The organism is Streptomyces sp. NPDC050508 (assembly GCF_040655155.1).
Taxonomy (GTDB): domain Bacteria; phylum Actinomycetota; class Actinomycetes; order Streptomycetales; family Streptomycetaceae; genus Streptomyces.
The window spans coordinates 340,130-352,244 of the sequence record NZ_JBFAJJ010000006.1 but is presented as its reverse complement, the minus strand read 5'-3'; the positions used below and the strand labels follow the sequence as shown (position 1 = coordinate 352,244).

At 68.3% G+C, this 12,115-nt stretch carries 10 protein-coding genes; 8 read left to right on the top strand and 2 right to left on the bottom strand.

The features are described from left to right. Positions 1–66: 66 nt before the first annotated feature. The 6 genes from AB0I69_RS19860 (at position 67) to AB0I69_RS19835 (ending at position 7,538) form a co-directional block, all read left to right on the top strand. Positions 67–1,860: an ABC transporter substrate-binding protein gene (locus tag AB0I69_RS19860; protein WP_363096931.1), complete on the top strand. Its 1,794-nt coding sequence runs from the start codon at positions 67–69 to the stop codon at positions 1,858–1,860. A gap of 111 nt (positions 1,861–1,971) precedes the next feature. Then, positions 1,972–2,970, top strand: a complete 999-nt coding sequence (locus tag AB0I69_RS19855) for an ABC transporter permease (protein WP_363096930.1) — start codon at positions 1,972–1,974, stop codon at positions 2,968–2,970. Then, positions 2,967–4,064, top strand: coding sequence for an ABC transporter ATP-binding protein (locus tag AB0I69_RS19850; protein ID WP_363096929.1), 1,098 nt, complete (start codon positions 2,967–2,969; stop codon positions 4,062–4,064). Before AB0I69_RS19855 ends, AB0I69_RS19850 begins: the two co-directional genes overlap by 4 nt. Then, positions 4,061–5,353, top strand: a complete 1,293-nt coding sequence (locus AB0I69_RS19845; protein ID WP_363096928.1) for a dipeptide ABC transporter ATP-binding protein — start codon at positions 4,061–4,063, stop codon at positions 5,351–5,353. The genes AB0I69_RS19850 and AB0I69_RS19845 overlap by 4 nt, the downstream gene beginning before the upstream one ends. A 98-nt stretch (positions 5,354–5,451) precedes the next feature. After that, a complete protein-coding gene (locus AB0I69_RS19840; protein ID WP_363096927.1) occupies positions 5,452–6,843 on the top strand; it encodes a M1 family metallopeptidase in 1,392 nt (463 codons plus the stop codon). 23 nt (positions 6,844–6,866) lie between these two features. Beyond that, positions 6,867–7,538 (top strand): trimeric intracellular cation channel family protein, encoded by a 672-nt coding sequence (locus AB0I69_RS19835; RefSeq protein ID WP_363096926.1) that lies wholly within the window; start codon positions 6,867–6,869, stop codon positions 7,536–7,538. Here AB0I69_RS19835 and AB0I69_RS19830 read toward each other — a convergent pair. Next, on the bottom strand, positions 7,432–8,670 hold the full coding sequence (locus tag AB0I69_RS19830; RefSeq protein ID WP_363096925.1) for an alpha/beta hydrolase-fold protein: 1,239 nt from the start codon (positions 8,668–8,670) through the stop codon (positions 7,432–7,434). The genes AB0I69_RS19835 and AB0I69_RS19830 overlap by 107 nt on opposite strands. 163 nt (positions 8,671–8,833) lie before the next feature. On the opposite strand from AB0I69_RS19830, the gene AB0I69_RS19825 reads away from it, so the two are divergent. Further along, complete coding sequence (locus tag AB0I69_RS19825; protein WP_363096924.1) at positions 8,834–9,697, top strand: thioesterase family protein; 864 nt, start codon at positions 8,834–8,836, stop codon at positions 9,695–9,697. 726 nt (positions 9,698–10,423) lie between these two features. Here AB0I69_RS19825 and AB0I69_RS19820 read toward each other — a convergent pair. Beyond that, positions 10,424–11,011 carry a TIGR03086 family metal-binding protein gene (locus AB0I69_RS19820; protein WP_363096923.1) on the bottom strand — a complete coding sequence of 196 codons (588 nt, stop codon included), beginning with the start codon at positions 11,009–11,011 and terminating at the stop codon, positions 10,424–10,426. Positions 11,012–11,089: 78 nt separating this feature from the next. Between AB0I69_RS19820 and AB0I69_RS19815 the strand changes: the two genes are divergently transcribed. Further along, complete coding sequence (locus tag AB0I69_RS19815; RefSeq protein WP_363096922.1) at positions 11,090–12,067, top strand: YafY family protein; 978 nt, start codon at positions 11,090–11,092, stop codon at positions 12,065–12,067. Positions 12,068–12,115: the final 48 nt, after the last annotated feature.

Here is a 12,115-nt window from a genome sequence, read left to right as displayed (position 1 = left end):
GCCTTACCCCAAGCCTCCCGTGCCATCTACACGGGGTCTCTCATCAAATCCGGAGGATCCGAGATCGTGACTACCCAACGCACCTCAGGGCGGCGTAAGCAGGCGTTTGCCGCTGCTGCCGCGGTCGCCGGCATGCTGGCCTTGGCAGCGTGCGGCGGCGGCAACAGCGACGACGGCGGTTCGAAGACCGGCGCCGCAGGCTTCGACGCGGCGAACAACAAGGTCGCCCAGGCCTCGCTGGTCAAGAAGGGCGGCGAGCTGAAGTTCGTCTCCGCCCAGGACGCCGACTTCTGGGACACCACGCGCGGTTACTACGGCTTCATGTGGGACTTCTCGCGGTACTACAGCCGTCAGCTGCTCACCTACAAGACCGAGCCGGGTGCCGCGGGCACCGAGCTCACGCCCGACCTCTCCACTGACATGGGGCAGGTCTCGGCCGACGGCAAGACCTACACCTTCCACCTGCGGGACGGGAGCACCTGGGAGGACGGCAAGGCCATCACCTCCCAGGACATCAAGTACGGCATCGAGCGCGTCTGGGCGCAGGACGTGCTGTCCGGCGGTCCGATCTACCTCCAGCAGATGCTCGACCCCAAGGGCACCTACAAGGGTCCGTACAAGGACACCTCGAAGGACAAGCTCGGCCTGAAGGCGATCTCCACGCCCGACGCCAAGACGATCGTCTTCCACCTGCCGAAGGCGAACTCCGACTTCAAGCAGGTCCTCGCCATGGTCACGGCGTCCCCGGTCCGCCAGGACAAGGACACCAAGGCGAAGTACACGCTGCACCCCTTCTCCTCCGGTCCGTACAAGTTCCAGTCGTACAGCCCCGGCAAGAAGCTGGTGCTGGTCCGCAACACCAACTGGAAGGCGTCGTCGGACCCGGTGCGCAAGGCGTACCCGGACACGATCTCGCTGACGATCTCCTCGAACCAGTCCGACATGGACCAGCGCCTGATCAACGGCGACTACGACATCGACGCCGGCCAGACGGGTCTGGGTCCGCAGGGCCGCACCATCGCCCTGAAGCAGCACAAGGCCAACCTGGACAACCCGGTCTCCGGCTTCATCCGTTACGCGGTCTTCCCGCAGAACGTCAAGCCGTTCGACAACATCGAGTGCCGCAAGGCCGTCATCTACGCGGCCGACCACGTGTCGCTGCAGACCGCGCGCGGTGGCCCGATCGCCGGTGGTGACATCGGTACCAACATGCTCCCGCCGTCGATCGCCGGTAGCGAGGGCCAGAAGTACGACCCGTACGGGATCGCCGGTGCCAACAAGAACGGCAACGACGACCTGGCCAAGAAGGCGCTGACGGCCTGCGGTCAGCCGAACGGCTTCAAGACCACCATCGCCGTCCGCAACAACAAGCAGCAGGAGGTGGCCACGGCCACGTCGCTGCAGGAGGCGCTGAAGAAGGTCGGAATCCAGGCCGACATCTACCAGTACGACGGTTCGCAGAGCTCGGGCATCATCGGCTCTCCCTCGAACGTCGCGAAGAAGAAGCTCGGCATCATCATCATGGGCTGGGGTCCGGACTTCCCGACCGTCCAGGGTTACGGCATCCCGCTGTGGAGCAGCAACTACATCCTGCAGAGCGGTAACAACAACTTCGCTCTGATCAAGGACAAGACGATCGACGGGCTGTTCGACCAGTACAACACCACGCTGGACGAGGCGAAGAAGACGCAGCTCGCCACGGAGATCAACCACAAGGTCAGCGAGGGCGCGTACTACCTGCCCTTCACCTTCGAGCGACTCCTGAACTGGCGCTCCTCGCGTATCGCCAACGTCTACACGACGAACGCGTACAGCGGCTACTACGACTTCGTCAACATCGGTCTGAAGTCCACGAAGTAATCCCGGCACACCCGCCGTACGGCACGAAAGGCAGGTGAAGGCCGGCGCGGCGGGACCGTGGGCCACCGGAAGACCTCCGGAGGCCCACGGTCCCGCGGCGGGCCGTTAGCTGTGCTCGCTTACCTCATCAGGCGGCTGTTCGCCGCCGTAGTGATGCTGGTCGTCATCATCCTGGTGGTCTTCAGCATCTTCTTCCTCGTCCCCAAGTGGGCGGGCGTGGACATCGCCACGAGTTTCGTGGGCAAGCAGGCCGACCCTCATGCCGTCGAGGCGGTGCGGGAGAAGCTGGGTCTGAGCGACCCGATCTTCGTGCAGGTCTGGCACTTCTTCAAGGGCATCTTCGTCGGCCGCACCTACTCGGCCGGCGGTGACGTCACCCACTGCGCCGCGCCGTGCTTCGGCTACTCCTTCCGTAGCGAGCAGTCCGTATGGCCGGTGCTGACCGACCGCTTCCCGGTGACCCTGGGTCTCGCGCTCGGTGCCGCCGTGCTGTGGCTGGTCTTCGGTGTCGCGGCGGGTGTGCTCTCCGCGCTCAAGCGGGGCACCATCTGGGACCGGACCGCCATGGTGGTCGCACTCGGTGGTGTGTCCCTCCCCATCTACTTCACGGGCCTGCTCTCGCTGGCGGTCTTCAGTTACGGGCTGAAATGGATCAACGGCCAGTACGTGCCCCTGGACCAGAGCTTCTCCGGCTGGCTCGGCGGCATGATCCTGCCCTGGATCACCCTCGCCTTCCTCTACGCCGCTATGTACGCCCGCATCACCCGCGCCACCATGCTGGAGATCCTCGGTGAGGACTACATCCGGACGGCACGCGCGAAGGGCCTCAAGGAACAGGTCGTCATCGGCAAGCACGCCATGCGCTCCACGATGACGCCGATCCTGACCATGCTCGGCATGGACCTCGGTGCTCTCATCGGCGGCGCCATCCTGACCGAGACGACGTTCAGCCTGCCGGGCCTCGGTCAGGCGGTACTCACCGCCATCAAGAACCAGGACCTGCCCATCATCCTGGGTGTCACCCTGATCACTTCTCTCGCGGTGCTTCTCGCCAACCTCGTGGTGGACATCCTGTACGCCGTGATCGACCCCCGAGTGAGGCTCTCATGACGGAACTCAGCAAGAGCGGGGCCGCCGTGGGCGAACCCACGGACGCCTCTCCCGCGCCCACGGCCTTCCTCGAAGTCCGCGACCTCAAGGTGCACTTCCCGACCGACGACGGCCTGGTCAAGTCCGTCGACGGGCTCAGCTTCTCGCTGGAGAAGGGCAAGACCCTCGGCATCGTGGGCGAGTCCGGCTCCGGCAAGTCGGTGACCTCGCTCGGCATCATGGGCCTGCACACCGCCGGCCAGTACGGCAAGCGCAAGGCGCAGATCTCCGGCGAGATCTGGCTGGACGGCACCGAGCTGCTGTCCGCCGACCCGGACCACGTGCGCAAGCTGCGCGGCCGTCAGATGTCGATGATCTTCCAGGACCCGCTGTCGGCGCTGCACCCGTACTACACGATCGGCGCGCAGATCGTGGAGGCGTACCGGATCCACCACGACGTCGACAAGAAGACCGCCAAGCGTCGCGCGGTCGAGATGCTCGACCGGGTGGGCATCCCGCAGCCGGACAAGCGTGTGGACAGCTACCCGCACGAGTTCTCCGGCGGTATGCGTCAGCGCGCGATGATCGCGATGTCGCTGGTCAACAACCCCGAACTGCTGATCGCGGACGAGCCGACGACCGCCCTGGACGTGACCGTCCAGGCGCAGATCCTCGACCTCATCCGAGACCTGCAGAAGGAGTTCGGCTCCGCGGTCATCGTCATCACCCACGACCTGGGCGTCGTGGCCGAACTGGCCGACGACATCCTGGTGATGTACGGCGGCCGTTGTGTGGAGCGCGGCCCGGCCGAGGACGTGTTCTACGAGCCCCGGCACCCCTACACCTGGGGCCTGCTCGGCTCGATGCCGCGGCTCGACCGTGAGCAGCAGGAGCGGCTGATCCCGGTCAAGGGCTCCCCGCCCTCGCTGATCAACATCCCGTCCGGCTGCGCCTTCAACCCGCGCTGCCCGTACGCGGACCTCCCGAAGGACAACGTCACCCGCACCGTCCGCCCCGAGCTGGCCGAGGTCGGCAACCGGCACTGGGCCGCCTGCCACCTGGGCAAGGAACAGCGGGAGCGTATCTGGACCGAAGAGATTGCGCCGAAGCTGTGAGTGACGACGAGAAAGCGGTGACGACTCCCGCGCAGTCCGACGAGCCCCAGAAGCAGGGCGCGACCCTCACCAAGGACCCCGCCCCCGGCGAGGTCCTGCTGAAGGTCACCGGACTGCAGAAGCACTTCCCGATCAAGAAGGGCCTGCTGCAACGGCAGGTCGGCGCCGTGCACGCGGTCGACGGCCTCGACTTCGAGGTCAGGTCCGGCGAGACGCTGGGTGTCGTGGGCGAGTCGGGCTGCGGCAAGTCGACGATGGGCCGGCTGATCACCCGGCTCCTGGAGCCGACCGGCGGAAAGGTCGAGTTCCAGGGCAAGGACATCACGCACCTCGGGGTGAGCGGCATGCGTCCGCTGCGCCGCGACATGCAGATGATCTTCCAGGACCCGTACTCGTCGCTGAACCCGCGCCACACCATCGGCACGATCGTCGGCGCTCCCTTCAAGCTCCAGGGCGTCGATCCCGAGGGCGGGGTCAAGAAGGAAGTGCAGCGGCTGCTGGAGGTGGTCGGGCTCAACCCCGAGCACTACAACCGCTATCCGCACGAGTTCTCCGGCGGTCAGCGTCAGCGCATCGGCATCGCCCGCGCGCTCGCGCTCAACCCGAAGCTGGTCGTGGCGGACGAGCCGGTGTCGGCGCTCGACGTGTCGATCCAGGCGCAGGTGGTGAACCTGCTGGACGACCTCCAGAAGGAACTCGGCCTGACGTACGTGATCATCGCGCACGACCTCTCGGTCGTCCGGCACGTCTCGGACCGTATCGCGGTGATGTACCTCGGCAAGATCGTCGAACTCGCCGACCGCGAGGCCCTGTACAAGGCGCCGATGCACCCGTACACCAAGGCGCTGATGTCGGCGGTGCCGATCCCGGACCCGCGGCGGAAGAACGCGAAGAGCGACCGCATCCTGCTCCAGGGGGATGTGCCCTCGCCGATCTCGCCGCCGACCGGTTGCCGGTTCCACACCCGGTGCTGGAAGGCGACGCAGATCTGCACGACGACCGAGCCGCCGCTCCTGGAGCTGCAGCCCGGCCAGCAGGTCGCCTGCCACCACCCGGAGAACTTCGCGGACCAGGCTCCGCAGGACACGGTCCTGCTGTCGGTCGCGAAGGAAGCCGAGAAGCTGCTCGGCGAGACGGCGCTGCTGGAGTCGGCGGAGACGTCGGCGGCGGTGGCGGCCACGCTCTCCGAAGAGGCCGCCGAGGCCGGCGAGCCCACCGGCTCCGTGGCAGCGGACGACTCCGCGGAACCGGAAGCGGAACCGGGCGATCAGGAGTCAACCGACCAGTAGGGCATGACAAGTTGGTAAAGTCATGTCCATGTCGATACGGGGGAGTGCAGAGTCGAGCGTGTCCGACTGATCGGAAACGCACCCCGAAGGGACGACTCATGGCACTCTCCCGTTCGGCACGTTTAGGGGCCCTCGCGACAGCGGCGGCCTCTTTTCTTGTCATAGCCGCCTCCTCCGCCCCCACCCCCGGCGCCGACGGAATCGGCGACAGCTACTTCCCCCAGCTCGGCAACGGCGGCTTCGACGCCCGGCACTACACCCTGGACGTCGCCTACAACCCCGACACCGACCGCCTCGACGGCCGTACGACCCTCACCGCCCGCGCCACCCAGAACCTCTCCTCCTTCGACCTGGACCTCCAGAAGCTGGAGGTCACCGAGGTCCAAGTGAACGGAAGACAGGCCCAGTTCACCCGCACCGGTGACGAACTGCGCATCACCCCGAAGGACTCCCTCCGCAAGGGCAAGGACTTCACGGTCACCGTCACCTACGGCGGAGTGCCCGAACCCCTCAACGGCCCCATCGTGTTCGGCTCCGACTACGGCTGGATGAAGACCACCGACGGAGTCTTCGTCGCCTGCGAACCCAACGCCGCCTCCACCTGGTTCCCGTCCAGCGACCACCCCTCCGACAAGGCCACCTACGACATCCGCATCAAGGCCCCCAAGGGCCTGACCGGCGTCTCCAACGGCCGGCTCGTCTCGACGTACGACAAGGGCGACTCGACGTACACCCACTGGCGCGAGTCGAAGCCCATGGCGACCTACCTCGCGACCGCCACCATCGGGAAGTTCGACGTCAAGACGGGCACGACCCCCGGCGGAACCCCGATCTACGTCGCCATCGACCCCGTCCTCGCCAACAGCAACAGCGTCGACGTGTACGCCGTGACGGCCGCCGCCACCGACTACTGGTCGCAGGTCTTCGGGCCGTATCCCTTCGAGGAGACCGGCGCGATCGTCGACGACATGCCGGAGGCCGGGTTCTCGCTGGAGGTGCAGAGCAAGCCCGCCTACTCGGCCGTGCGCAGCGAGTCGACGATCGTGCACGAGCTGTCCCACCAGTGGTTCGGCGACTCCGTGTCGGTCGCGCACTGGAAGGACATCTGGCTCAACGAGGGCTTCGCGACCTACGCGCAGTGGCTGTGGGCCGAGCACCAGGGCACCCGCTCGGCGCACGACTCGTTCCTGGCCGGGTACAACTCCCGTCCGGCCGACGCCGCCTTCTGGCAGATCACGGTTGCCGACCCGCAGCGCGACACCATGTTCTCCTCCGCCGTCTACCAGCGCGGCGCGATGACCCTCCAGATGCTGCGTGAACGCATCGGCGACACCGCGTTCTTCAAGCTGCTGCCGACCTGGACGAAGCTGCACCGCTACGGCAACGCGAGCACCGCCGAGTTCATCAAGCTCGCCGAGAAGATCAGCGGCCAGCAGCTCGACGACCTGTTCCAGACCTGGCTGTACACGACGGGCAAGCCCACCCTGTAACGACCCACGGGTAACAATGTGGGGTGCTTCAGCAACTGTTCAGTCCCTCCGTCCAGCACACGCTCGACCTCGTCGGCATCTTCGTGTTCGCCATCTCCGGCGCGCTGCTGGCCGTCCGCAAGAACTTCGACGTGTTCGGCATCGCCGTGCTCGCCGAGGTCACCGCGCTGGGCGGAGGGGTCTTCCGGGACCTCGTCATCGGGGCGGTGCCCCCGGCCGCCTTCACGGACCTGGGGTACTTCCTCACTCCGTTCCTCGCCGCCCTGCTCGTCTTCTTCCTCCACCCGCAGGTGGAGCGGATCCAGTTCGGGGTCAACGTCTTCGACGCGGCCGGCCTCGGCCTGTTCTGCGTCACCGGCACGGTGAAGGCGTACGACTACGGGCTCGGCCTGACCTCCTCGGTGGCCCTCGGCCTCGGGTCCGCCGTCGGCGGCGGTGTGCTGCGGGACGTGCTGGCCAACGAGACCCCGTCCCTGCTGCGCTGGGACCGCGACCTGTACGCGGTCCCCGCGATCGTCGGCGCCACCATGATCGCCCTGTGCATCCGCTACGACCTGGTGGGCCCGTTCACCAGCGGGCTCGCGGTCGTCACCGCTTTCGTGTTGCGCCTGCTCGCGATGAGGTTCCACTGGCGAGCGCCTCGCGCGTGGAACCGGCGGTCGAATGTCCGAGAGGATCAGACCCCGACTTCGTGATTTTGGGGTGGTTCTGGCCCAGCTCCAGGGTCAGCCAGCGGAACACCGTCTTCACCTGCGGTCGCCAGAGGGCCATGGTGTGCCCGCCGTCGCTGCGCGGCAGGAACACCACGTGCACGCTCGTCGGTGCCTTCGCGATCTGTTCGAGGGCCACGCCCGCCTGGTAGCCGTCGCCGGACTCGCCGGAGAGGTACATCGCGATCGGCGGTGGCGTCGCCGCCTTCTTGAGCAGCAGGTAGGGGTTGTTCGCCTCGCGCAGGGCCACGTTCTGCGCGGCCAGCGAGTTGCGCTCGCCGATCGGGTCGTTGTAGCCGGACATGCTCACCGCGGCCTGGTAGCGGTCGGGGTGGGCGACGGCGAGCTTGACCGCGCAGTGCGCGCCGGCCGAGTAACCGGCGACCCCCCAGCCCTTCGGCGCGGGCTGGGCGCGGAAGTTGTCCGTGACCATCTTCGGTACGTCGATGCTGAGCCAAGTGTCGGCGTTGACCGTGCCGGGGATGTTGGCGCACCCGGTGTCCACCCCGGCCAGCAGGTTGTAGCGCGGCGCGACCAGGATGAACGGCGCGATCCGTCCGCTCTTCATCAGCGGCTCCAACTGCTGGGTCACGTGCATCGACCCGAACCAGGCCTTCGCCGAGCCGGGCCAGCCCGGCAGCAGTTCCACGACCGGGAACTTCTTGTGGCGGTAGGCCGCCTCCTTGTACTGCGGCGGGGTCCACACGTAGACCTCGGCGTTCACGCCCGACACCCGGCCCTTGAGCTGGGTGACCTCAACCTGGCCCGCGGAGCTCATGCCGGGACCCCTGGCCGGGGCGAACGCCTGCCTGACCTTGGGCAACCGTTTCAGCGCGATACCGCCGGTGCCGTCCTTGCCGAGGTCGGCGGCCTGCTGGACGTGGTTGCCGGTGCCTAGGAGGTCGGCCCAGTTGTCGTACAGGTTGTTCTGGTTGTTGACCATCACGAAGACCAGGGTGACGGCCGTGGCCTGGGCGAACAGCAGCATCAGGGCCCGCGCCGCCACGCGTACGGCCTTGGGGCCGCGCAGCCGCGACCACAGCACGAGCGGCAGTATGAGGGCGACGATCGTCAGCACGACGGCGGTGTAGAGGAACGGAGTCCCGGTGAGGCTCATGTCCCCAAAGAGGGGGATCGAGGGCCCGGGGTCACGGACGAGTTCGGACACTTACCAAGAAATTGCCGGTTCCTCACCCGGGTGGCCGATGGATTGCCGGTGTTTTCATATACCCGCAACACCAAAGCTACCGCTTAGTAATGTCTTGTTGTACGGTTCATTCATGCCAGAAGCAGCATCCGCGCCGGCGCCCGTGCGGGCCACGATCGGCGACAGCGAGTTCGACCGCGACACGGCGGTCACCCGTCGCGCCCCGGGCGTCTACGACATCGACCTCTCAGCCGGCTGGACGATCATCAGCGCAGTCAACGGCGGCTACCTCCTAGCCGTCCTGGGCCGCGCCTTGGCGGACGCTCTACCCCACAACGACCCGTTCACGATCTCCGCGCACTACCTCACGGCGTCCCAACCGGGCCCGGCGGTCATCCGCACGGACACCGTCCGCACCGGCCGCACCCTCTCCACCGGCCAGGCGTCCCTCTTCCAGTACGACGAAGAGGGCACGGAGGTCGAGCGCATCCGAGTCCTCGCCTCCTACGGCGACCTGGACGCCCTCCCGGACGACGTCCGCACGACGGCCCGCCCGCCGGTGTTTCCGCCGATGGACCAGTGCTTCGGCCCGCAGGACGGACCCGCCCCGGTCTCCGGCAGCTCGGCCATCGCCGACCGCCTGATGCTCAAGCTCGACCCGTCCACCCTCGGCTGGGCCCTGGGCGCCCCCTCCGGCAAGGGCGAGATGCGCTCCTGGTTCGGCCTTGCGGACGGCCGCGACGCCGACCCGCTCTCCCTCCTCCTCGCGGTGGACGCACTCCCCCCGACGGCCTTCGAGATCGGCCTCAAGGGCTGGGTGCCCACGGTGGAACTCACGGTCCACGTCCGCTCCCGCCCGGCCCCGGGCCCCCTCCGCATCTCCATCACCACCCGCAACCTGGCCGGCGGCTTCCTGGAGGAGGACGCGGAGGTCTGGGACAGCAGGGACCGACTGGTGGCACAGTCACGGCAGCTGGCGCGGGCGAGACTGAGCTGAGGGAGTTTCGCTCCGGCCGGTCTGCCAACGCCCGGCTGGGGAGGGCTACTTCGGGGCAGTGGGCGCGAACTCGGGGGGTTCGGGGTCCGTTTCGGCCGGCGGCCGCTGCCGCCCTTGGGCGGGCGATGGTGAGCAAGGTGGCTGCCTGACATTCGCCCCAGCTGGGCCGCCAACTGCTGGTAGGGGGCGGCTTCTTCGGGTGTCGGCTGCGTCCTGATGAGGGAGATCACCGAGGTCCTGAGTGCGGCAGCGCTTTTCGTGGCGTGTATGCGGTCCGGGTGTCCGCCGCGTGGTAGGTGGTACGCCCCGGCCGACTGGTCGGGCTGCGCCGGGCTCGGCCGGCGGGTTTCGGTCCGGTCCGCCGACTGCCGGTAGGGGCGGCTTCATCGGGTGTCGGCTGCGTCCTGGTGAGGGTGCTTCGGGGTCTTGGGTGTGGCCGGGCTCTTCGTGACGGGCATGCGGTCCGGGTGTCCGCCGCGTGGTCGGCGGTGCGCCCCGGCCGACCGCTCGGCCTGCGCCGGGCTCGATCGGCGGGGCACAGGTGCGGACCGCGGGCTCCGTGGCGCCGTATTCGATCCGTGGCCGCCACCGGGCGGCTGGCCTGCTTTTGTCCGAGCCCGGTCCCAACTGCTGGCAGGTGTCGGCCTTTTGGGGTCCCAGGTGTGGGTCGTGAGCTTCGTGACGCCGCATTCGATCCACCGGCTGGCCACGCGGCCCGCGCCGGACTCAGTCGAGCGGCCTGCGGCCCAGCCAGGCTGCCAACTGCCGGTAGGCGTCCGCTCCTTCGGGTGCCGGCTGGGCCGTGTCGAAGGGGGTGTCGGCGTCCCGCTGTTCGTCCGGGAGGACCCGGCGGGCGATCGCCAGCGCGAACTCGGCCAGCTCCGGGTCGAGTTGGATGGGGTGGCCCAGTGCCTCGGAGAGGTCCCAGGTGTGGGTGACGCCCTCCATCACATAGCCGGAGAGTGCGATACGGCCCGGTGCCTCGCCCCACGGCACCCGGACCAGCGCGTCCAGGCGGGTGTCGTCGGCCCAGGCGTCCCCGACCCGGACGCGGGCCTTGTCGTACGCGGCCGGCCAGCCGTCGTCGTCGATGCCGTCCACGAAGGGGCGTACGGCCATGCCGTCGCCGCCCTCGCCGACGGTCGCGATGCGGTGGGCGCCGCCGGCGAGATGGCTCAGCAGGGTCCGTACGTCGAACTCCGCGCACGGGGTGGGGAGGGACAGCTGCTCCGGTCCCACCGTCCTGATCAGCTCGGCGGCCTGCTCGGCGGCGCGGGTGTACAGGGGGCGGGGGTCGTTCGCGTTGGTGTTCATGGCTCCGATGCTGGACCCATAACCTGACAGTTTCCGTCAACATTTGCGCGAGGTTTTCGGGCCGTGGACTCTGGGGGTGTGAAGGCCGACAGACTCCTCTCGATCCTGCTGCTCCTGCAGACCCGGGGCCGCGTCCCCGCGCACGAACTCGCCGACCGGCTGGAGGTGTCGGTGCGGACCATCTACCGGGACGTCGAGGCGCTGTCCGCCTCCGGGGTGCCGGTGTACGCCGAGCGCGGGCGGCACGGCGGGATCGAGCTGCTCGCCGGGTTCCGTACGGACGTCACGGGACTGACCGCCGACGAGTCGCGCGCCCTGTTCATCCTGGCCGCGCAGGGCGCCCACGCCGCACTCGGCCTCGACGCGGCGCTCGGCTCCGCGCTGCGCAAGGTGATGGCCGCGCTGCCCGCGCCGTACCGCCCGGCCGCCGAGGTGACCTCCCGACGCATCCTCGTCGACGCCACCCGCTGGAAGGGCGGACCCCAACCCGCCGTGGACCTCGACGTGTTGCAGGACGCGGTCTTCGCCGACCGGCGCCTGCGACTGCGCTACCGGCACAGCGGCGCCAGGGAACCGAGCACCTACACCGTCGACCCGTACGGCCTCGTCTCCAAGGCCGGCGTCTGGTACCTGGTCGCCGACCGTCGTGCGCGACCCCGCCTCTTCCGCGCCGACCGCGTGCACTCGGCCACCCTCCTGCCCGACCCGGTGAAGCGCCGCCCGGGTGTCGAACTCGCCCATGCCTGGGAGGAGTTGCGCCGCCAGGTCGAGGAACGCCCCGGCGGACTCGACGTCACCGTCCGCGTCCGCCGCTCCCACCTCGACATGTTCGTGCGCCTCAACGCCTCCTCGCTGGCCGAACTCCCCGAGGACGACGGCGAGAACGACTGGGTGACGGCCCGGCTGTCCTACGGCGTCGTCCGCGAGGCGCGTCAACTGCTCCAGTTCGCCGACGCGTTGGAGGTCGTATCGCCGCCCGAAGTGCGCGCGGAGCTGGCCGCGGCGGCTGCTTCTGTCACGGAGCTGTACCAGCGAGTAGGGGAGGCGTCATCGTGAAGTCCCTGGTCACGGTGGTCTCTTGGGCTGCCCTTTACCTGGCGCACA